This window comes from Candidatus Nitrotoga arctica, from assembly GCF_918378365.1.
In the GTDB taxonomy this organism is placed as follows: domain Bacteria; phylum Pseudomonadota; class Gammaproteobacteria; order Burkholderiales; family Gallionellaceae; genus Nitrotoga; species Nitrotoga arctica.
In genome coordinates this window covers 3,041,298-3,064,146 of the sequence record NZ_OU912926.1, presented here as the reverse complement: position 1 = coordinate 3,064,146, position 22,849 = coordinate 3,041,298, and the positions used below count along the sequence as shown (strand labels likewise).

The 22,849-nt window shown below is 48.5% G+C and carries 15 protein-coding genes, 4 tRNA genes and 1 rRNA gene; 5 read left to right on the top strand and 15 right to left on the bottom strand.

The window, feature by feature from the left end; translation table 11 throughout:
* Positions 1 to 98: 98 nt before the first annotated feature.
* Positions 99 to 211, top strand: a 5S ribosomal RNA gene (gene rrf / locus MKZ32_RS14115).
* Between the two features lie 176 nt (positions 212 to 387).
* Here the strand turns inward: rrf and purB are convergent.
* The 5 genes from purB to MKZ32_RS14090 all read right to left on the bottom strand — a co-directional run bounded on the left by purB (position 388) and on the right by MKZ32_RS14090 (position 3,997).
* A complete protein-coding gene (gene purB / locus MKZ32_RS14110; RefSeq protein ID WP_420887746.1) occupies positions 388 to 1,749 on the bottom strand; it encodes an adenylosuccinate lyase in 1,362 nt (453 codons plus the stop codon).
* Between the two features lie 272 nt (positions 1,750 to 2,021).
* A complete protein-coding gene (mnmA, locus tag MKZ32_RS14105) occupies positions 2,022 to 3,095 on the bottom strand; it encodes a tRNA 2-thiouridine(34) synthase MnmA (RefSeq protein WP_239797844.1) in 1,074 nt (357 codons plus the stop codon).
* A 127-nt stretch (positions 3,096 to 3,222) separates the two neighbouring features.
* A complete protein-coding gene (locus MKZ32_RS14100; RefSeq protein ID WP_239797843.1) occupies positions 3,223 to 3,432 on the bottom strand; it encodes an NUDIX hydrolase in 210 nt (69 codons plus the stop codon).
* A gap of 166 nt (positions 3,433 to 3,598) precedes the next feature.
* Positions 3,599 to 3,802, bottom strand: coding sequence for a hypothetical protein (locus tag MKZ32_RS14095; RefSeq protein ID WP_239797842.1), 204 nt, complete (start codon positions 3,800 to 3,802; stop codon positions 3,599 to 3,601).
* 108 nt (positions 3,803 to 3,910) lie between these two features.
* Positions 3,911 to 3,997, bottom strand: a tRNA-Leu gene (locus MKZ32_RS14090).
* Between the two features lie 601 nt (positions 3,998 to 4,598).
* Between MKZ32_RS14090 and MKZ32_RS14085 the strand changes: the two genes are divergently transcribed.
* Positions 4,599 to 5,249: a protein-L-isoaspartate O-methyltransferase family protein gene (locus tag MKZ32_RS14085; protein ID WP_239797841.1), complete on the top strand. Its 651-nt coding sequence runs from the start codon at positions 4,599 to 4,601 to the stop codon at positions 5,247 to 5,249.
* A 48-nt stretch (positions 5,250 to 5,297) separates the two neighbouring features.
* Here the strand turns inward: MKZ32_RS14085 and MKZ32_RS14080 are convergent, their stop codons facing one another.
* From MKZ32_RS14080 to MKZ32_RS14035, 10 genes are all read right to left on the bottom strand, one after another.
* The gene (locus MKZ32_RS14080; RefSeq protein ID WP_239797840.1) at positions 5,298 to 5,807 is read right to left on the bottom strand and encodes a hypothetical protein; all 510 of its coding nucleotides are present in this window, start codon (positions 5,805 to 5,807) and stop codon (positions 5,298 to 5,300) included.
* A gap of 141 nt (positions 5,808 to 5,948) precedes the next feature.
* Positions 5,949 to 9,044, bottom strand: coding sequence for an efflux RND transporter permease subunit (locus MKZ32_RS14075; protein WP_239797839.1), 3,096 nt, complete (start codon positions 9,042 to 9,044; stop codon positions 5,949 to 5,951).
* Between the two features lies 1 nt (position 9,045).
* Complete coding sequence (locus MKZ32_RS14070; RefSeq protein ID WP_239797838.1) at positions 9,046 to 10,197, bottom strand: efflux RND transporter periplasmic adaptor subunit; 1,152 nt, start codon at positions 10,195 to 10,197, stop codon at positions 9,046 to 9,048.
* On the bottom strand, positions 10,194 to 11,450 hold the full coding sequence (locus tag MKZ32_RS14065; protein WP_239797837.1) for a TolC family protein: 1,257 nt from the start codon (positions 11,448 to 11,450) through the stop codon (positions 10,194 to 10,196). Before MKZ32_RS14065 ends, MKZ32_RS14070 begins: the two co-directional genes overlap by 4 nt.
* A gap of 382 nt (positions 11,451 to 11,832) precedes the next feature.
* The gene (glgA, locus tag MKZ32_RS14060) at positions 11,833 to 13,278 is read right to left on the bottom strand and encodes a glycogen synthase GlgA (protein WP_239797836.1); all 1,446 of its coding nucleotides are present in this window, start codon (positions 13,276 to 13,278) and stop codon (positions 11,833 to 11,835) included.
* A 189-nt stretch (positions 13,279 to 13,467) separates the two neighbouring features.
* Complete coding sequence (gene glgP / locus MKZ32_RS14055; protein ID WP_239797835.1) at positions 13,468 to 16,026, bottom strand: alpha-glucan family phosphorylase; 2,559 nt, start codon at positions 16,024 to 16,026, stop codon at positions 13,468 to 13,470.
* Positions 16,027 to 16,815: 789 nt separating this feature from the next.
* Positions 16,816 to 17,562, bottom strand: coding sequence for a DUF5677 domain-containing protein (locus MKZ32_RS14050; protein ID WP_239797834.1), 747 nt, complete (start codon positions 17,560 to 17,562; stop codon positions 16,816 to 16,818).
* Between the two features lie 101 nt (positions 17,563 to 17,663).
* Positions 17,664 to 18,395, bottom strand: coding sequence for a tetratricopeptide repeat protein (locus tag MKZ32_RS14045; RefSeq protein ID WP_239797833.1), 732 nt, complete (start codon positions 18,393 to 18,395; stop codon positions 17,664 to 17,666).
* Between the two features lie 555 nt (positions 18,396 to 18,950).
* Positions 18,951 to 19,730 (bottom strand): class I SAM-dependent methyltransferase, encoded by a 780-nt coding sequence (locus tag MKZ32_RS14040; protein WP_239797832.1) that lies wholly within the window; start codon positions 19,728 to 19,730, stop codon positions 18,951 to 18,953.
* A gap of 325 nt (positions 19,731 to 20,055) precedes the next feature.
* Positions 20,056 to 22,032 carry a monovalent cation:proton antiporter family protein gene (locus MKZ32_RS14035; RefSeq protein WP_320412274.1) on the bottom strand — a complete coding sequence of 659 codons (1,977 nt, stop codon included), beginning with the start codon at positions 22,030 to 22,032 and terminating at the stop codon, positions 20,056 to 20,058.
* 437 nt (positions 22,033 to 22,469) lie between these two features.
* Here MKZ32_RS14035 and MKZ32_RS14030 point away from each other — a divergent pair.
* The 3 genes from MKZ32_RS14030 (at position 22,470) to MKZ32_RS14020 (ending at position 22,815) form a co-directional block, all read left to right on the top strand.
* Positions 22,470 to 22,554 (top strand) — tRNA-Tyr (locus tag MKZ32_RS14030).
* 102 nt (positions 22,555 to 22,656) lie between these two features.
* Positions 22,657 to 22,730, top strand: a tRNA-Gly gene (locus MKZ32_RS14025).
* A gap of 10 nt (positions 22,731 to 22,740) precedes the next feature.
* Positions 22,741 to 22,815 (top strand) — tRNA-Thr (locus MKZ32_RS14020).
* Positions 22,816 to 22,849: the final 34 nt, after the last annotated feature.

Sequence of the window (22,849 nt, the reverse complement as noted above, 5' to 3'; positions counted from 1 at the left end):
TATTACAAGTTGCGTTGCAATCAAAACCAATTACTTCTTCCAGTTGATGGCTGATTGATTATCTGTTTAATCAGATAGCCAGTTAGCCGACAGTTATGTCTGACGACCATAGCAAGTTGGCCCCACTCCTTCCCATCTCGAACAGGACAGTGAAACGACTTTGCGCCGATGATAGTGTACATACGTATGTGAAAGTAGGTCATCGTCAGACTCCTTATAAACGACAAAGCCCTCCAAGTGAGGGCTTTGTCGTTTATAGTCCATCAAGACCTCTCATTTTGAGAGTAAATCGTCAGACTCCTTATAAATAAAAAACCCTCTCCATTGTGAGAGGGTTTTTTATTTTGATGAATTTATAGACAAAGTTTTCAAGTGAAATTATGTGATTCAGATACGCCTGGCTAACTCACTGGCCTTACCGGTATAGGTGGCTGGTGTTAATACATACAAGCGTTGTTTTTCCGCTTCTGGAATACTTAATGTATGAATGAATGCGTGCAGGCTGTCGCGGTTGATGCCGCCTTTGCCGCGTGTTAGTTTTTTAAGTTTGTCATAGGCGTTTTCGATGTTGTAGCGCCGCATTACAGTTTGAATCGGTTCAGCCAACACTTCCCAGCTATTGTTCAAATCTTCCGCGATGCGTTGCGGATTTACTTCCAGTTTATTCAATCCCTTTAGACAAGACTTATAAGCCAGCAATGTGTAGCCCAGCACTACGCCCATGTTGCGTAGTGTGGTGGAATCGGTTAAATCGCGCTGCCAGCGCGATATTGGTAGTTTCTCGGAAAGATGGCGTAGCAGAGCGTTCGCTAAACCTAGGTTACCTTCTGAATTTTCAAAATCTATTGGATTAATCTTATGTGGCATAGTGGAGGAGCCGACCTCACCTGCTACCATTTTTTGTTTGAAATAGCCGAGTGAAATGTAGCCCCAAAGGTCACGGTTGAGATCGATCAAAATGGAGTTGGTACGCGCGTAGGCATCAAATAATTCCGCCATATAATCGTGTGGTTCGATTTGAATGGTATATGGATTGAAAGTGATTCCACGAGCCATGACAAAGCGTTGTGCGAAAGATTCCCAATCTACCTCAGGATAAGACGTCACATGAGAATTGTAGTTACCTACAGCGCCATTGATTTTCCCTAGTATTTCTACGTTGGCCAAACGTGTACGTGCACGTTGTAGGCGATGTACTACATTGGCCATTTCCTTGCCGAGTGTGCTCGGCGTGGCAGTTTGTCCATGAGTGCGGCATAACATAGGGAGGTCTGCCAGTTGATGAGCAAGGTCGCGTAGGCAATTGATAAGCGTATCTAAAGTTGGCAGCATAACTTTGTTGCGTCCATTCAATAACATCAGTGCGTGGCTTAGGTTGTTAATATCTTCTGAAGTACAAGCAAAGTGGATAAACTCTAGCTTGCTTCTTGTTTCCGGGTTGTCTGAAAGTTTTTCACGTAACCAGTATTCGATCGCTTTCACATCATGATTTGTACGCTTTTCTATGATTTTGATTTGTTCAGCATCAGTTTCACTAAACTGCGCGACTAGTTGATCTAAATATGCAAGGGTTGTGGCAGAAAACGGTTCGATTTCAGGAATTCCCACTTCTAAACTGAGCGCTTTGAGCCATTCGATTTCGATTAGAACTCGATAGTAAATCAGGCCAAATTCGCTGTAATAAGTGCGCAAGGGATTTATCTGGCCGTGGTAGCGGCCATCCAATGGAGAGATTGCGGTGAGTGTCATCGAGATAATCCTTGGAAAAAATAGCAAATATTAACGGCATATCGCTAGAAATGATGCTACCGGTAGTCAGTCGTCCATTGAAGGCCGAAACAGAAAGTTCATGTTATACGTATGGGCTGGCCTAAAGCGGTTAATTAACACGATATTCAACTTATTCATTGACAATAAAATTGTAGAAATTGACAATTGCAATTGGTCGAATTTTTAAAATTTTTTTTAAAGTAATGAATTGGTAACATTAAAGAAAATGTTGTTTGTATTGTGCTCCATCATTACTGATTATTTGCAATGATGCCACCACCTAGACAGATTTCGCCATCGTAAATTACCACCGATTGCCCTGGGGTGACAGCCCATTGTACTTCACTAAATTTAAAGCTGCTAAGGGTGTTAGAGATCGTGTTGAAGTGGCAACTTACATCGGCTTGGCGATAACGGATCTTAGCAGTGTAGTTGCGCGTAATATCAGGTATATGGTGATTAATCCAGTGCACTTCTGTTGCATCAAGAAATGTGGACAGCAAAGCTGGATGATCGTGTCCTTGCACTACAATCAGGTGATTGTTCGCAATGTTTTTGGCCGCTACGAACCAAGGTAGGCCTTGTCCGCCAATACCTAAGCCTTGACGCTGGCCAATGGTATAGAACGATAGGCCCATATGTTCTCCGACCATTTGACCATCGAGTGTGTATATCGGGCCGGGTTGGGCAGGCAGGTAGCGGTTAAGAAATTCGCGAAATGGACGCTCGCCGATGAAGCAGATTCCAGTGCTGTCTTTCTTGGCGTAGTTGGATAGATTGTGCTGGCGTGCGATTTCTCGCACCTGTGACTTTAGCAGTGCGCCCAGCGGGAACATCGCTTTGGACAATTGCATCTGATTCAAGCGATATAAAAAATAGCTTTGATCCTTGCTGCTGTCTATCGCTTTGAGTAATTGATAATTGCCGTCTATCTTGCGTATCTGCGCATAATGTCCAGTAGCAATGGAATCTGCGCCTAGATTGACTGCGTGTTCCAGAAAAGCCTTAAATTTTATTTCAGAATTGCACAGGATGTCCGGGTTGGGCGTGTGCCCGGCCGCGTATTCGCGCAAGAAATGGCTGAATACGCGATCCTTGTATTCCTTGGCGAAATTCACCGTTTCGATGGGGATACCGATGGTGTCGGCAATGGAGACCGCATCTATCAAGTCTTGGCGCGAGGAACAATACTCGTCACTATCGTCATCTTCCCAGTTTTTCATGAAGAGGCCAATGACCTTATAGCCTTGCTGTTTCAGCAGAAGTGCAGTAACGGCGGAGTCCACTCCGCCGGATATGCCGACGATAATACATCCTTTAGTCATAAAGTCTCAGCGGGTCTAGCGGATAGCGTTTTTCGCAAAGATAATCCTCTACGCAGCTCAGTACTGATGGGCTACGGTGGTGGCTGCTGGCTTGGGTCTCTTCCGCTGTCATTCTAAATTGAACGTATTAAGTCTGCGTGCCTCTGTTCCAAGCAATGGGCGAGGCGCGTCCAGCGAAGGTGAAGTGGAGGTAGGTGGTGCCATGCACAAATGTATGCCAGCGGAAAATGTTAATCAGATACTGTAGCTTGAATTCATAAGTTGATCCTTTTAGGACCGCTGCTCCTTGCAGAGATTCATTAGGTTCCAGATGGTCAGCAGGTTGGTCGAACAACACGGGGTGTTCCTCAATAATAAGAACTTTGCAGTCCTGCTCGATAACGACAGGTTACTGTGACTTTAGGTTTCCAAGCCATATCATGGCAATTTCAGATTGTGTAAGCAAAGAATCGGATGAAATAAAAAAGGCAGGGTTACCCCTGCCTTTTTTAAGGTTCAAAAAATTAATGAGCCGCGGGAGCCGCTGCAGGAGCTGCTTCATCAGCTTTTTTAGCTTTTTTAGCTTTTTTAGCTTTTTTAGCAGGAGCAGCATGATCCGACGTTGCTGCTCCTGTGGCAGCAGGAGCAGGGGCAGCAGCATCAGAAGCAACAGCGGAGAAAGAAACAACGGCGAATACAGCAGCGATCAGTGTGGACAACAGTTTCATATGAACTCCAATTCTAATTAGGTTAAAAAATTATGACATTACTTACTGTCAGCGGTACTAACGCTCCGGTTCTTTAATTGGTTGACAGTTTGGAAATGAATTTATAGTTGGTGCCGGGAGAGGGACTCGAACCCTCACACTGTTTCCAGCACCGGATTTTGAGTCCGGCGCGTCTACCAATTCCGCCATCCCGGCAAGTGAAGCTAGTGATTATCCATGAAACAGAAGTCTTCATCAAGTATAAGCGTTGTCCAATGGGGTTTGATTCTAAGCGGGGTACATGAATTCAACGGAGTTTGACTCTGAGCAGCGGCCATGATTGATCATATGAGAGGGATGTTAATCATATGAACGACGAACAACTGCATACTCTGGCCGATTTGCAGGTCTTTTTAACCGGAACCGTCGACGTATCCGGTAATACCCGATTGAAACGCGCTAACAAGGTGGTGCTGCGTTTCAGTTAAGCCCCGTCTGTTTATAAACACGTTTAACAAATAAATCTGGTTTTTCTGTGTACATTTTGCACTGACTGGATGGGCGTCTGTTGATTCAAGCGCGGGTGGTTATAGATATTTAAATAGAAAGCTAAAGTCATTTTCGGTCTATTACAAATGTCATCAAAATTCGTTATGCCAGTTATTCACTGGAATTTGCAGATGGGCAATCTGGGATGAAGTAAATTATGGTCATGAAAATGGCCTGATAAGGGAAAAGGGGCTGTTATTGAGCACGAGCAGTTAGCTTGCTAAACTGTTAATATAAAGTATCGATAATATTTTGGAGTAGAGCGGAGATGGGTAACGTGGAACAAGCGCGCTTTAATATGGTGGAGCAACAGATTCGGCCTTGGGACGTTCTGGATATGCGGGTACTGGATTTGTTGAGCCAGATTAAACGCGAACGTTTCGTACCGCCCGGAAGGCAAAGCATGGCTTTCATGGATATGGAAATTCCATTGGGACATGAGGTTTCAATGTGGCAGCCCAAGATGGAAGCGCGCGCATTGCAGGCATTGCAGCTTGGGCGCAACGATCGCGTGCTGGAAGTTGGTAGCGGCAGTGGTTACCTGACTGCTTTGCTCTCTCATCTTGCGATGCATGTGACCAGCGTTGAGATCGTGCCGGAACTGCATGCTTTTGCGGAAAAGAATTTGGCGGCGCATCATATTAATAATGTAACCTTGGCACTGGGCGATGCGGCGCAAGGCTGGCCGGGTTCTTACGATGTAATCGTATTGACAGGCTCAGTACCAATCTTACCGGAAGCATTCCAGAACAGCTTGAAACCAGGTGGCCGTCTGTTTGCCATCATTGGTGATGCTCCGGCGATGCATGCTGATCTGATTACTTGTGTGGCACCCAATATATTAGAGAGAGTTACCCTGTTCGAGACATCCATTGCGCCACTGCAAAACACGCTGCAACCTAAGCGTTTCGTTTTTTGATGTTGCTATTGTAAAAAATAGTACTGGCGATAGGGTTAATCGGGCGCTTTAAAACACCTGCTGTTTTATGTCGATGCTCAATGTTCCTGCCGCTGTATTCGCGGCCGCAATGATGTATTCATCCACCTCTGTGTTATGTATGCCACCCGTAGCAGGGATAGATGCAAGAGCGCTGTGAGCGGATTCCATCAGCATATTGAAATAACTATCTTGGTCACTGATCAATGGACGCGGGACGATGGCCTGAAAATACAGCAGGCCGTTACGCATTGTGATGGCCAGCAGATAGAGTTCCTGACCAATTGTAACGGCTTCTGGATCACGCACCTCGAAACATTGCGTTGAGCTGTTTTGGCTTTCATCACGCGGGCCTGGTAGCTGTTTAGCGATGGCTTCAATAAATGTTTGCGCGATATTCAGCTTGGGTGCCAATGTCGCGTGATATTGCCCTGTGCGATTGAGAATAAGAGGATTCTCAAGCACTGCGCGCTTAGTGTTACGCAGTGTGAGAACGACGATAATCGTGATGATAATTGTGGCAAGGGTTATTTCAATCATGGTTTATAAACTTTAATTCTATGAACCGACAGTATAGCCGCCTCTACTAAATTTGAATTAGTAAACTATTGAGTCGGTCATGCATAGATCGATTGAATAGTTGAAGTTGGGTGAGTTCATATCGGATATAAATCGTCCTAACTATGCCTCAACGCTTTTTTCCTCAAACCACTTGTACAACGTCGGTAGTACCACTAACGTGAGTAAGGTAGAAGTAACCAGGCCGCCGATCACCACGATGGCGAGAGGCCGTTGTACTTCAGATCCTGGGCCTGTAGCGAACAACATGGGGATAAGCCCCAACATCGCTACCGTGGCAGTCATCAGCACTGGGCGAAAGCGCTGTCGGCAACCTTGAATTACGGCTTCCGACTGAGACATGCCTTTATCCCGCAAGGTGCGGATATAGGATACCAGCACCACACCATTTAGCACTGCGATCCCCCACAAGGCGATGAACCCCACTGAGGCGGGCACTGACAAATACTCGCCTGTTAAAAACAGGGACACCACGCCGCCGATCGAGGCGAAAGGTAGCACCATGATAATAAGTGAGGCGTAGCGCAGGGAGCCGAATAGCAGAAATAGCAAGAAGAAAATCGCCGCAATGGTCACGGGAACGATGACCATCAAGTGACCCATCGCCCGCTCCATGTTCTGGAACTGACCGCCCCATTCCAGGTAATAACCTTCGGGGAGCTTGATCTTGGCATCTACAGCCAACTGCAGTTCGGCGACGAAACCGCCTAAGTCACGACCCTTAACGTTAACCCCCACCACGATGCGACGCTTGGCCTTTTCCCGGCTAATCTGCGCTGGCCCATCCAAAACACTGATGGTGGCCAAATCTTCCAGAGCCACGTGGGCACCATTGGGCGAGATGACGCGCAGATCATGGATCTCTCCCAAGCTGTTGCGGAAGCGCTCTGGCAAGCGCACTACGGCGCTAAAGCGGCGCTCGCCCTCAAAGATTTCAGTGGTCGTCCTGCCGCCTATAGCCGTTTCGATCACGTCGTTGATGTCAGCTACGTTGAGACCGTGGCGAGCGATGGCGTGACGATCGATATTAATAGATAAATATTGCTGACCGGTAACCCTTTCTACGCGCAGATCCTGCGCTCCCTTGATTGAGGTCGCCACCTTGGCGATTGCGTCGGCCTTCAGCTTGAGTGTGTCCATGTCATCGCCGAACAATTTGATCGCCACATCGGAGCGCACCCCGGTGACCATTTCATCCACTCGGTCGGAAATCGGCTGGGCCATAACAATCTGCACCCCGGGCAAAGTTTTGACCTTGTCTCGGATGGCATCAGCAATGTCGTCCTGCGTCCATCCTTTTGGCCATTCGTCACGGGGTTTGAGACTGACTATCGGGGTAGATTCATTCTGACTTTGCGAATCGGCGGGACTCTCACCACGGCCAACGCCAGAAAAAGCCGATTTCACCCCGGGCACCTGCATCACCATGCGCATCGCCTCCATTTCTATCTTGATGGATTCCTCCAGCGAGATATTGGGCACGCGATTGATGCCGGGCACGATAGAACCTTCTTTCATCTCGGGAATGAACGCCGTGCCGAGCAAAGGTAGCAGCAGCAAGGCTCCGACGAACGCCCCTCCCGATATGATGATGGTCTTCCTGCCGTTAGTCAGTGTCCAATCCAATAGTCGCAGGTAAGGCTTTTTCATAAAGGCAACCAAGCGAGTATCGTGCTCTTCCTTTCCTTTTAACAGGTATGAGCACAGAACCGGGGTCAGGGTGAGCGCCAGAATCAGCGATACGAACAGGGCGATAGCAATGGTGAATGCGAGTGGGGCGAACATTTTGCCTTCCATGCCCTCCAGAGTCATTAGTGGCAGGAATACCAGGATGATGATAGAGATACCAAAAACAACCGGTGTGGCTACTTCTGATGCCGCATCAAGAACTATCTGCATCCGGCTGATATCTTTGCGCTCAGCGAGGCGCTGAAAAGTATTTTCAACCACCACCACCGAACCGTCCACAATCAAACCGGTGGCAATAGCGAGGCCGCCGAGGGACATCAGATTGGCGGACAGGCCGTAATGGTTCATCACCATGAAGGTGATCAGTGGGGTCAAGAGCAGGGATGCAACTACGATCAGGGATGAGCGTACATCGCCGAGGAACAGAAACAGCACGATGATGACAAGAACCACGCCCTCGAGCAGCACCTTCATCACAGTTTTCACGGCAGCATCCACCAGCTCGCTGCGGTCGTAGTATGGAATGATTTTGAGGCCGCCGGGGAGCATCCCCTTATCGTTTATTTCTGCGACTCTTTGTTTAACCCGGCTAACAATCTCTTTGGCGTTACCGGCGCGGATCATCATCACTATCCCGCCCACCGACTCGGTGATGCCATTCTTAAGCAATGCGCCATAGCGCACCTCGTGACCGATGGTTACTTCAGCTACATCGCGCATGAGCACCGGCACTCCACTCTGCTCCTTAAGCACGATCATACGAATATCGTCCAAGGTTTTTATCAGGCCTATGCCGCGAATCAAATATTGTTCAGCGTAACGGGGCAACACGCCGCCACCAGAGTTGGCGTTGTTGCGGGCGAGGGCCTGGTATATTTCCTGCAGGGTCACCTTGTAATGCCTCATGCGATCCGGATTCACCAACGCTTGATACTGCTTGACGTAGCCACCTTGGGAATTGATCTCTGCCACGCCAGGAATGCCACGTAGCAGTGGCCGCACCACCCAGTCCTGAGTAATGCGGCGTTTGGTCAGCTCTTCTTGACTGAGCACCCGCTCACCGTCGTCTGGGTGCTCCAACGTGTACTGATAAACCTCACCCAATCCAGTAGACAGCGGGCCGAGTACGGGCGTCACGTTCTGCGGCATACGTCCGCCTACCTCGATCAGGCGCTCCATTACCAGCTGGCGTGCGAAATAGACATTGGTCGCATCGGTAAACACCAGAGTAATCAGCGATAGCCCCGGTTTATTGAGCGAGCGCATCTCCTCCAATCCCGGCAGGCCAGTCATGGCCATTTCCAATGGCACGGTAACGAAGCGTTCGACTTCCTCGGGTGAACGGCCCAAAGCCTCCGTGGCAATCTGCACTTGTACATTGGTCACGTCTGGAAAGGCATCCACTGACAGCTTCCGCGTCGCATCCAATCCGAATGCCACTAAGCATACCGCCACCACGACAAGCACCAAACGCTGTTTGAGCGCAGCCTGAATCAGGGATTCCAGCATATCAGCCTCCCAGCTCTTCTCGCTTGCGCTCGTTGTTAAGATGAAAACCGCCTTCTGTGACGATACGTTCGCCTATTTTGATGCCCTCCAGCACTGGGAAATAACCATGGCTTTCTTGTCCAAGCAGGACACGCCGCAACTGGAAGCGTTTATCGTCCAGCTGGACGAAAACATGATCCTTGTTATCCTCTCGCACCACCGCCGCAGCTGGCACCACCAAGCGGCGCTGGGATTTAACCAGAATTAGCATGGAGGCCAGCATTTCCGGCTTGAGCATGCGCTCATGATTCGCTGCATCCATGCGCACCTCCACCGTTCGTCTATCGGGATTGACGGTGTCGGCGACAAAAATCAGTCGCCCCTCAATAAGTTTTCCGTCCAATGCCGGAATCTTAGCTTGCACCACTTCACCTACCTTCACCAAGGCAGCCTGCTGTTCGGTTACCTCGGCCACCAGCCAGACGTGGGACAGATCTGCTACGGTAAAGAGAGCTTCCGCCGGTTGCACTACTTGGCCCGATGTTACAGTACGCTCAATCACAATTCCGTCGAGAGTCGCAATAATGGAGGACATGGAATTCACCCGACGGGTAGCCGCCAGCTTGGTAATGGCGCTTTTTGCCATACCAAGCACCTTGAGCTGTTCGTGGGAAGCGTGCAGCTCGGCGTGAGCCTGGACCAGATCAGCTTCTCGTTTTTGCAGTTCAGCTTCGCCAATAACATCGGCAGCGAACAGTAATCTTGCTCGCTCCTCCGCTCGGCGCTGCAGCGCTTCATGGGATAAAGCTTTGAGATAGGTGAGCTGGGCAGTAGCCAGCTCGGTGCTATTCAGTGTGGTCAGCACATCGCCGCGTTTTACCGTCTGACCAAGAAAAGCATGGATCTCAGTCACACGCCCAGTTACGGCAGCACCGATGCGCGCCACCCGATGTTCGTCCACTTCGACGCGGGCCGGTACGCGCAAGGTCTCCGCCACATCACCTTCGCTAGCAAGGGTGACTGTCAGGCGTTTGAGAAATTCCGGTGTAACTTTTACCACCGAGGGGTCGTTGATCGGATGCGCAATGGCATGCGGTGTTTCCTTCCCCTTGCAACCAGCCAGACTGGTGACAAATAGAAGAGAGATTAGAACAGGTAAGATCGTGCGCTTCACAGTATTTCTCCGGCATTGGGGGGGGGGGCGCGCAGCCGGGCAATTTCGATTAGCGCAGCTTGCAGTTCGTAACGAGCATTAAGGTAGTCCAGGCGGGTGGTGCGTAAAACGCGTTGGGCGTCCAGAAAATCAAGAATGCCACGCTCACCATAGCGATACGCCGCTTCGGCTACCTTCATGGCGTTTTCGGCATCATGCATCAGGCCGGTTTCGAATATCTTTACTTGGTTTTTGGCAATCTGGTATCGGCCGTAAGCCTGGTCCAGAACTCCCAGTAGATTGATGCTCGTCTGCCGCTTCTCCGCCTCAGCCCGATCAAGCCCTGCTACGGCCTCGCCGATGGGGCCCTGACGACGATTCCATAACGGCAAGGGCAAGCTCACGCCGACCTGCCACTGTTTCCAATCTGGATCTTGATTGGAGCCTACCGAAATGGTGGGCTGTGGGAAACGCAGGTTGCGTTCTAGCTGCACTCGCGCTTGCGCACGACGCATTTGAGCGTCCGCCACTTTAAGTAATGGCTGACGCTCCAATAAATCTTTACGCAGTTCTTCCAGAGCTGGCAGATCGGGTGGTAGTAACGGTTCCTGTGCCACTTCGAAGTTCCCCGCAAGCGGCGCGCCAATGAGTGCCCGTAGTCGATCGCGGGCTTGGGTAATGCGTAGTTCAGCACTATTAACGGCACTCTTCGCAGCCAATGCCTCGACTTCTGCCTTCACCAATTCAAAGCGCGGAGATTCTCCAACTTTTACTTTGAGCTTCACCCTGTCGCGAATTTGCATTAGTAACTCATGGTTGATCGTAGCGAGCTTGACCTCCTCCTGGCGACGCAATACATCGAAAAAAGCCTGCGTTACTGAGGTACGCAGATTTAATTGCGCATCCGATACTACCGCCGCACTGGCGGTGATGCCAGCTTCTGCGCCCTGCCGTCGAGCGGCACGCACGGAGGGAAGTTCGACCAGCTGAGATAATCCAGCTACGCGGGTATGCCCATTGGGGACACTTAAATGCTTTGAAAGAGAACTTCCAGCTCCGACTTGAAGATCGGGATTGGGATAGGCCCGCGCCGTAGTGAGAGCAGCATGCGCGCCACGCTCCTGGGCTGCCACGTCAGCGAGCGTTGGACTGTGTATGGCTGCGAGACGCAAGGCATCGTTTAAAGTCAATGACGTCGCCGCATATGATGGGGTGATGGCGATTAGTAAAAATATCGACCACCATAAACGAATAAGTAAGCTATGCAATTGCATGTTATTTTTAATTCTCCAAATGCATTTTAGGGCTATAACCTGACACGGATGACGATTACAAGTTCCACCAGTAAAAAAATTTCAGCATAAATGCTGAATTTTTTTAAATGTAACTGATGGTGGGGCTATTAACTGAAATCGAAGTTTGTCAAAACAAACCGAAGTTAAACATCTTCTCAGTAGGTACTATAATTTCCGCCAGTTCGATGATAAATGAAAATTCACTTCACTCGTTTTGCGGATTTTAAAATTCAAATTTATATTTTTGCAATTATTTTAGAGTACGGATTAATTCATCTGAATAAAAATCGAATTCGCGCATCGAGTACTGAAGAAAAAATTTGGTTGAAGTGGAATGCTGAATGAAGCTGCACAAGTGCAGTTATCGCCGCATTAAATGCGTATAAATGTCATGGTAGGCTGTGGCACTCTGACCCCAGCCAAAATTCTTGACCATGCAATTGTGCTGCAATGCTCGCCAGATTTTTTTGTCATGATAGGTTATCGCGGCACGTCGTGCCGTAGCCAACAAGCTGGGCGTATCCATATGATGGAATACGAAACCGCTGGCAACGCCCTGTTCTAGTGAAGTTGCGTTGCAATCCAATACTGTATCAATCAGGCCGCCCGTTGCATGCACCACTGGCGGCGTACCATAGCGTTGGCTATACATCTGGTTAAGTCCACACGGCTCGAAACGTGACGGCATTAAAAAAATGTCTGCGCCTGCTTCTATCAGGTGTGACAAAGCTTCATCGAAGCCCACGTAAGCACTGATCTGGCCAGAATAATGATGAGCAAGCTCCAGGGCAGTCCGCTGCATTTCCACATCGCCACTACCCAGCAATACCAGTTGTGCTGGCAAGGCAATTAATTGTGGTGCAATTTCCAACACCAGGTCTACGCCCTTCTGCGGGGTGAATCGACTCACTAATCCGAACAATGGCAGGTCGGGATCAATATGCAATCCCATACGTTTTTGTAACTCTCGCTTATTGGCAGACTTTCCGCTTATATCCGTGAGATTGTAAGGATTAGCAAGGTTAGGGTCAGTAGCGGGGTTCCATTCTGTGGTATCAATACCATTCAGAATACCTGTCAAAACTTCGCGCCGGTTGGCGAGCAGTCCCTGTAGGCCGAACCCCAGTGCATCAGTCTGAATTTCGTTGGCATAAGATGGGCTGACGGTAGTGATGTGATCGGCGTAATACAAACCTGCTTTCATGAAGGACAAGTTGTTGTAAAACTCTACGCCGTCAGGCTGAAAACACTCGATGGGCAACCCCAATTCCGCAACCATTTGCGGCGGGAATACACCTTGAAATGCAAGATTATGCACTGTCATTACACAAGGTACAGCACCCTCTGAAAAATGCAGATAGGCCGGGGTAAGTCCGGTTTGCCAGTCATTGCAATGAACTATCTCGGGTTTCCAGTCAAGTGGAGAATCCGTACAACTCAGTAATGCAGCAATTTTTGACAGTAATCCAAATCGTAGAGCGTTATCTGGCCAGTCGAGACCCTGTTCATCCTGATATGCCCCTCCCCCCCGCTCATATAGCTCGGCACATTCAATCACTAACAGTGGTACGCCATTAGGCAGCAAACCAGTTAGCAGTCGTGTTGCTGGGAAGCTGAACTGAGTGGGAATTTTGGCAGCGACCTGAAGATGCGGCAACACTTTTAAAACTTGCGGATAACCTGGCAGCAATACGCGTACATCTACTCCCATTCCATGCAGCGCCGCCGGCAGTGCGGCGCTGACATCGGCCAAACCGCCCGTTTTGATGAGTGGTGCGACTTCAGAAGTGGCAAACAATACCCGCATCGTTATTCCAATTTCAATTCGAAGGTAATACAAGTCAACGATGAACGAGCGAAGCTGAAAATATCAGTTGCAGCGAAGGCTAAGCTTGGTAATGAAGGTAAGCCATTAAAGATAGCGAAAACAACATTACGCACACTAAAAAAGAGCGAGGTAACCAGGATTGTGTCACCAAATAAAGTGCAATTGGAATTATAGCCAGCGCATTAAGCCCAGTTCGAATGGATGTGTCAGCATTTCGTGGCGCGGATAAACCCGTATGCGATATTCAAGCTTGCCACATAGTTCTGGTGTCAATTCCAGCACATAAACATGTTCGCCTGTTTCTGCATTAACTTCCTGTGCTGCAAACTGATAACGCATCGACTGCTTGAGCTTTTCCTTATTGTATGCATGACCAATCAGCATTTCGACCGTTACGTCAGCAGGTTGGAGACCATTCAGGTTAATGCTCACTTCAAAGTACACGCCTTCTCTAAACATAATGCTTTGTTTAGGGCTCCCCAAGCGGCGTATTGTTACACCGGGCCAAGCCTTACGGACAGTATTTTTCCAAGCCGAAATTTGACGCGCACCTTCGAAATCATGGTCGCAATACTTGCGATACTGCCAGGTGGCAGGTAAGTAGGTTTTAGCAACATACTCACCCACCATGCGTGTGGCATTGAAGCTCGGCAGCAAGGTTGCGATGGAGCGCTTGGACATCTTTACCCATTCTGACGAATAGCCCATCTTGTTGTGTTTGTAGTAAGTGGGAATGACCTGATCCTGCATTAGCTCATAGAGTGTTTGGCTTTCTTCACGGTTGCGCTGCGCTTCAGGCAAAAACTCTGAAACCGGTTTGATTGCCCAGCCATTCTTGCCATCGTAACCTTCATCCCACCAGCCATCTAGTACGGACAAGTTAAGTACCCCATTCATGGCTGCCTTCATGCCCGAAGTGCCGCTTGCTTCAAGTGGATACAGGGGCGTGTTTAACCACACATCCACCCCGGCCACCATGCGACGTGCAAGCCGCAGGTCGTAGCCTTCCAGCATCAGGATCTTGCCTTCAAATTCCGGCATGCGTGAAATTTGCGTTACACGGCGGATAAGGTCTTGCCCCGGAATATCTGCGGGGTGGGCCTTGCCGGCAAAAATGAACAACACAGGACGTTCAGGATCCTGCATGATCTGGCGCAGCCAATTCAGATCTTCAAATAATAATGCAGCGCGCTTATACGTCGCGAAACGGCGCGCAAAGCCGATGGTGAGCACATTTGGATTGGCCGGATCTGCATATTTCAAAATGCGATCAAGATGTGCTTCAGAACCGTGATTGCGGAAATGTTGGCGACTGATGCGATAGCGGATTAGCTGTAGCATTCTCGATTTAAGCGACTCGCGTACGCTCCAGAACTGATGATCCGGAATACTGTCGACCCGTTCCCAAAAACCGACATCTGCTACATGCTGACTCCAGTCCCAACCGAGGTATCGCACAAACACTTCCGACCATTCCTTAGCCAGGAAGGTAGGCATATGTACCCCATTAGTAATGTAACTTATAGGGTTATCTTCTTGCTCAATTTCCGGCCACATTTCGGCGCAGATTTTGGCAGAAATTTTGCCATGGATACGCGATACGCCATTCTGAAAACGTGAACAATGGATTGCCAACGCAGTCATATTAAAATCGGGTGTATTTGATACATTGCCCAAGGCAAGAAATTCATCGCGGCTGATGTTCAATTGCGGATAATAATTTTCAAAATAGTACATCATCATGCCGTAGTCGAAATGATCATGACCGGCTGGTACGGGAGTGTGCGTTGTGAATACGGTATGTGCAGCAACTGCTTCAAGTGCGGCTGAAAACTCGATACCTTGTTCTGTCAGGATGCGGACGCGTTCTAGTAACAAGAAGGCGGCATGACCTTCATTGATATGCCACACACTTGGCTTGATGCCCATTGCCCCGAGAGCACGCGCACCACCGATCCCGAGCACGATTTCCTGTTCAATACGAATGGATTTGTCGCCGCCATACAGATGGTGAGTGATGGCACGATCTTGCTGGGAATTTTCATCAAGATCAGTATCCAACAAATAGATAGTGACATTACCGACACGTGCTTGCCACACCTTAATTGCTACGCTACGCCCCGGTAAGTCCACGCTTACATGGACTTCGGAACCATCGCTATTCAATACCGGTGAAATAGGCAGGCTCTCGAATTCAGAGTCAGAATAAAGGGCTTTTTGGTTGCCATCACCATCAATGGTCTGATGGAAATAACCTTGGCGATAGAGGAGGCCTACGCCGACAAAAGGCAAATGCATGTCGCTGGCGGACTTGCAGTGGTCACCTGCCAAAATTCCCAAACCGCCGGAGTAAATTGGAAAGCTTTCGTGAAACCCAAACTCCGCACAAAAATAGGCAATCAGATCATTTTCAGCGAACCCTTCAGCATGACTATTGCGCACTGGCTTAGTATGATAACTATCATAAGCTGATAATGTGCGATGGTATTGATCCAGAAAAATCTGATCTTCCGAGGCAGTTATCAGGCATCGCTCGTCTACACATCGGAGAAAAGCTTTCGGGTTTTGACCTACTTCATCCCACAGTTTGCGTTGAATATAAGAGAATAAATCACGTGTGGGCAAATCCCAGCTATACCATAAGTTATTTGCCAGTTCTTCAAGCCGGGCTAAACGGGCTGGTATTTTAGGTCTGACTTCCAAGATATGCGGCGTGCTTTTATACATGATTTCCTGTTATTGCTGTGCGTATTGGACAAGCTGCCCAACACGGCTACGGTTAAATATGGGGGCCCAAACGGTAGAATGAATAGTATTTCTTCCTATACGCTAAAAGCAGCGTATAGGCTCATCATAAGTCTTGTGCAATCTATTTATGCCTCCCGATTATGCCCTAACGCGTAGCGCCTGGAACAATAGAGTCATAAATATAAATTATATAACAGCATATTCATCATCACTACCACTTCCATAAATTGCCTTCCGGTTTTTTTAGCGTATCACGCTGCTAGGTAGGGCGAGATGCGCCTGATTCCAGCGAATGCACGCGTAGTGTGCGACGCTGGAGACTGGTGCAACCTGCTACATAAGGGACACATTACCTATTCAGGCTAAATGAGGTTTCCAAAAGGGTGTGATTATTCTAGGAGGCGGCGTTGGTTCTGGTTCTTTACTTGGCGCGTACGAAGAGATAACACTGAGTACCTTGAAAAGGTTCATTATGCTGTCCTAACTGGCTCGCCGGTTTGGACGAATTTGGGCACTGGATTGTCGGGGTTCGGTTTTGATTTTGGCACTAGCCCGCATGGGCTGTCTGTAAATTTTTAGGAATCTTTCAGGAAACATTCAAACCGTTCATCTTGCTTTTTCTGGCAGACCGCTTTTGATTTGTTTTTTTTATTGCCGTGCCCGAGCATATAAATTTGGGCACTGAATGGGGAGTTGTTACTTTGCGGTGAAGACTTAAATATAATTCAAAACGGTCATGGTAATTTAATAATTTTGCAGGTCGTAGCTTCAATTGGCTTCGGAGCACTCGGATAACGAACGGAAACTTTTCATACACTCGTCCAGCTGGGGACGTAAACGTTCTAATTCGAGGATATTCAACGTGCAATCCGTCAAAAAATAATGCATCGCTAAAATGATTTTTATAGCTCCAGATGCTTCTAATTCTTGGTCATAATTTTTAATATATGTGTTACTACCAAGACCGCTCGGGTGAGTGAGTTTTGACATGCTCCAGTAGAGAGAATGATACCAACACTCCCACTTTCCACCTAACTCGATGGCCATGTCCTTAATACTTTTGGGTGAAACAAAATTATTTGGCTCAAGGATAGTCTCAAAATTAGATTTTGAGGCATCAATCGCTTCTATCCATGAAAGGCATCTACCTTGTTTTTTAAGTATCTCCAACTTCTTCAGCTGCGTGACGCGCTGGCGGTCGCCGTCATAAATAAAGCACTCTGCCTTCCAGCGTCGTTGCTCAATGGAATCGCTTGATGCAATAATCTGCAAATACAAAGATAACTCGAAGATCGTTCTTCCTAAAACTAGAGCATCTTCAGCGAAACCCATTTCGCACAGTAAGCATACTGCATCGAGAGACTTGATAGCTTTACGAAGAAAGAAGTCGCAGACTATCGCAATAGGGTTACCCGTAAGCGAGATACTCGTCACGATTGGAAAAATTTCCTTGCCGATCACTGCATCAATGTAATGATCTCGGATAAATGATAGTTTCGTTGCTACTTTGTCCATTTAAATTTCATCTGGGTCTGGCGTGTAATGGAAGTCTTGTGCAGTCGCGACAGAATACCGTTAATAGGCGATTATGTTTATGGCAAAACAAAGCCGTCTAACTAACACCCCTTGAATTTTTGAGCGATGCATTTTCTGGCGAGTTCCTGCGCCTTAGCAATTTGGCTTGCAGCTATCTTCATGGCAATGGAATCACGTCGTTCAATATTAAGATCTTGAACCCCAGTACTATCCTCGTTAAACGCCGCAATATTGAACCACATATGCGCTCGTACATAATCTTGAGGAACGCCATCTCCGTTTTGGTACATAAATGCAAGGCTGGATTGTGCCTGAGCGTTCCCTTGTTCGGCGGCCATTCGATACCACTTCACAGCCTCTTTGTAATCTTGCGGAACACCTTTGCCAATATCGTAAAATCGCCCAATGTTGTATTGATATAAAGCATTCCCTTGTTCTGCGACGAATTTATACCACTTCGCCACCTCTTTCAGAGGAATATTATAATTAGTCGGACTATATAGACTGAAATTGATTTTTTGTTCAGTGTCTCCTTGGCTCCCTTTCTCTGCGGCCATTTGATACCACTTCACAGCTTTTTCATAATCTTGCGGAACACCTTTACCGATGGCGTACATAGCTGAAAGGGTGAGCTGTGCTTTGACGTTGCCCTGTTGTGCCAACGGCACGAAAAGGTCGAATGCTTTTGAATAATCTCCAGTTTCATACGCGTTTAGTGCGTCTGGAAACGAATCGGCTATTGCTTGTCCGTTTAATGCAAATAAATAAACATAAACTAATAGCAGCTGTTTTATTAACTGGGTCATTTTCATTTTGCTATTCCCTTTAAATATTATTTACCACTTCTGAAAATAGTGCCTGGTTGCTTATAGTGTTTGAGGTGCTCGCAATTGGTGAGGATTTTAGAATGTCCGTAATTGTCTGACTGATCAATAAGACATCTACTCAGCCACGGTCGTTTAGATTCATGATCGGGTATTGCCCGTTTCTCGTTAACCCCCCGTTCGTAACACTAGGGACGTAAATTCACAAGCTTATCATTCCGGTAGCAAAATCTCCTCATGGATATGGGTTTGGGGGATGAATAGATACCTTACCGACGTGCCGATGCAGCGGGAGATACACTCTATTTATTGTTAATCTGGCTGAGCGGCGCTCCTATATATTGTGCTGCATGTCGATGACTTACGTGGGACCGTGGAAGGGTGAAAGACGGCGCATTTCTCAAGCATGCGGAGATAGAAAGATTTAATTTCCGGACGCGGGAAGAACATGCGCTGACACCACACCGCCAATTCTTTGCCACTGTTCATCTCCAACGCTGGCGGATTAGCAGCGAGTTCCAATAGCGTGATACTGCCAGGTCATTACATATGCCAGATAAACAGAGTGGAATGATGCAGGTCATCCACCTGCACGGTTTCATGGTGTGCTTGATCAAGTACGGTAAAGGTACTGCTAATGAAAATTGTGCCAGGACGCATTTCGGCGCATGCCTTGTGCCAGAGCTTTTCCATCGGTACTGGGGAGAGGTAGGCAAACACCACGTCGTACTGCGACAAATCGCAGTCCCATAAACTCCCCCACTGAACTCGGCAGTTGCGGTGACTGCCTAGCCTGATACGCAACCAACTCCAGAAAAATGGTAAGGGTGCTGCCTCCACGCCAATGTATCGTCCGTCCGGGCGAATGCTGGCAAGGTGCGTCAATACTCCGCCCAAACCAGAACCTAAATCAATGAAGGTGAAACCCGAATCAGCTTTTGCTACCGGCAGTAAGTGCTCCAAGGCATGCCACACTTTATTACTGGAAAGATACAGCGGTACTTGCGTGCGAAAGGTACTCCAATATACAAGCAGTAATAACAGAAATGCGCCGAGGAAAAGAGTAGGCGGCAATTCGACTGCGAGCATTAGCACCAAGGCTGGCGCGAACATCAGCTGAATGACCAGCCACCACTTGGCAAGTCCGGCAAAGAAACTGAACGTGGCGGCGAGCAGACCGCAAAGCAAGGCAAATAATAATGGCGAGTCGTACCTTCCCGTAACATTTACCGTCAGTAACATGAGCACTACTGCTGCTGATTGCAGCAGTAGTGCAGCGATGGAGGGTGGGAGTTTTTTGAGTAAGGGTCGCATAGTTAACATACATTGCTATAAAACAGATGGTTCCAGAAAACTAACAACACTTTTTTGAGGGCTGACTGATTATCTTTGTTGCCCCTGGATGATTTGCTGGCGCATTGCTGAGCTGCTCTTCGTAGAAGTCCACTTCTACGTTATGCCTCAGCTTGGTTGGTTCTTGCTCGTCAAACTTCGTGCCGCTACTCGGAGTGTCATTTCTGTCTCTCTTACGTTTGAAACTCTGGTTCGATGCTGCGATGCACCAGTCATTCACAGATGTGTACCGAAAGGCCACGGGCAAAGAAGCGAAACTGAGCTTCATGGGGCGCCTGTTGACCGAGAGTCTTTATCATCCCTCGCGCAAGTGTTTTTTCGCAGCTGCCAGTGGCCTTGGTTGACCGAGCAGTACTAGTACGTCACCGGCTTCCATTATCATATTGCCCGCAGGTTGATTGCCGCGCATGTTGTGGCGGCGTACTGCATTTACTTCCACATTTAATTCGGCCAAATTAATTTCATCAAGCGTCTTGCCCACGGCGGAATCGCGTTCTCCCAGCAACACGCTATGGAAGCGCGGCTGTAAGTTTTCCGTGGCTTCACCCACTACATTCGCAGCAGTACGAAAGTAGGTGCTGAACATGCTATAGCGGCGCGCCCGGTTTTCCTGAAGGCGGCGGACGACGCGGTTGAGTGGCACGCCCGACATCAGCAGTGCTTGCGACGCCAGCATCACGCTGCCTTCTAGCACATCCGCCACAACTTCGGCCGCCCCAGCCTGTTTGAGCGCCTCGATATGGGTCTCGTCGGCACTTCGAACCACCACTGGTAAGTCAGGGCGTAGTTCATTAACTAGGTGTAAAATTTTGAGCGCGGAGTGAGTGTCTATGTAGGTGACAACCAGAGTTTTAGCGCGCATTAACCCGGCCGCCAAAAGCACTTCACGCTTGGCGGCATCACCATACACCACGTTCTCACCCGCTGCCGCGGCCTCATGCACACGGCGTGAGTCGAGATCGAGCACGATGAATTGAACATTTTCCTGCTTCATAAAGCGCGCCAGTGACTGCCCACTTCGCCCATAGCCGCAAATAATGATGTTTGCATCGGCGGATATGCTTTGCACTGCAATCTGATGAATCTGCATGGCGCGATTCATCCATTCGGAGGGCGCAATGCGTCGCACAATTGCTTCGGTATGCTGGATTAGAAAAGGCGCGGCCAGCATGGAGAGAAGCATGGTGTCCAGGATGATTTGTACTGCTGCGGGAGAGAGCAGATTCACCCCGCCTGCCAGGGTTAATAGCACGAAGCCGAACTCACCCGCTTGCGCCAACCCCAAGCTACTACGGATCGCTACTCCCCAATCACCGGAAAACCTGCGCACCAATAATGCCACTACAGTAAATTTGATCAGCAGTAAGCACAGCAGCATCAGAAGTACCCAACCAATATTGACAAACATTTCGCCGAGATCCAGCATCATGCCTACAGTAACGAAAAACAGACCCATAAGCACATCGCGGAACGGTTTGATGTCATCTTCAACTTGATAGCGGTATTCAGTTTCAGCAATCAAGACGCCGGCCACAAATGCCCCCAGTGCCATCGATAGCCCGACTAATTCAGTGAAGTAGGCAAGACCCAGTGTGATAAAAAGTACGTTGAGCATGAACAGCTCGGAAGATTTTTGCCGTGCCACGACATGAAACCAAGATCGCATCACGCGCTGACCGAATACCAGCAGCACAGCTAGAACTAATGTGACTTTAAGCAGCGCAAGAGAGAGTGTGAATGGCAGGTCGCCTGATGGACTTGCCAAAGCCGGAATGATGATGAGCAGCGGCACTACAGCTAAATCCTGAAATAGCAATACACCCATGATCTGCTGGCCGTGCGGTGCACTCATCGCGGCGCGCTCGACCAGCATCTTGCTTACAATAGCGGTGGATGACATCGCCAGCACACAGCCCATAGCTAAGCTTGCACGCCAATCAAATCCTGCCAGCCACCCAGCTGTCATAATCAACAAAAGAGTTACCACCACCTGCGCGCCACCCAAGCCGAATACCGTGCGTTTCATTTTGTGGAGACGCGCAAGGCTGAATTCGAGGCCGATGCTGAACATCAGGAATACCAGGCCGAACTCTGCCAGATGATGAGTGCCTGCCGTATCAGGTATCCAACCCAGCGCATGCGGACCAATCAGAATGCCCACGGTCAGGTAGCCTAGTACTACTGGCAAATGCAATACACGGCATGCCACCACCACACCTACGGCAACGGTAAGCAAAATTAGAACGAGTTGTAGCGAATTGGTCATATGCATATCACATAAATGAGCTGGTTCATCATTGGCGCTACTACACCCGAACGTAAGCAATACAGGGGATTACCAAGTACATTAGAACCTTCTATAACCGGTAGCGGAAATAGTCCCGCCTTGGTTACTTGCCACCCGCTATTTTTGGATAATGATATTTATGGAAATAGTTCGCTACTCAACCCGTTGGACTTCACTATTGCTAAGCGACTTCAATGGCCATCGTGCGGATTGCTCGCAGAGGATGAGTTATCGGCCGCGTTGTTCCAGTTACATGTAGCAGAACAGATTCATCGGTCGAACATCTGTCTCGCGTATTGATATTTCTGCTTTTACGAATGATGCAATTTTACCAGACCGGGAATAATGGTGGGGTTTTCCAGCAACCTGCTAAGTACCTTTGACAAGGAGGCCGAAAATATGGATAATCATGGGTTCCGTTTGGAGGGATTCCCGAGCGGTTAAAGGGATCAGACTGTAAATCTGACGGCTCTGCCTTCGAAGGTTCGAATCCTTCTCCCTCCACCAGCTTTTTGTTTTTAAAGTTTATTTTAAGTTTAGCGGTTAAATTTGACTAGGCTGGGTGGTGCGGTTATTGCTTGGTTGCATGTCATTTTGGCGGCAAAGCGTGCGGGTGTAGCTCAATGGTAGAGCAGAAGTTTTCCAAACTTACGACGAGGGTTCGATTCCCTTCACCCGCTCCAGTTTGAGTTAGCCCATGTGGCTCAGTGGCAGAGCACTCCCTTGGTAAGGGAGAGGTCGCGGGTCCGATTCCCGCCATGGGCACCAATAGTTTTGTTGAGATTCTTTTGTTAATTTGGTG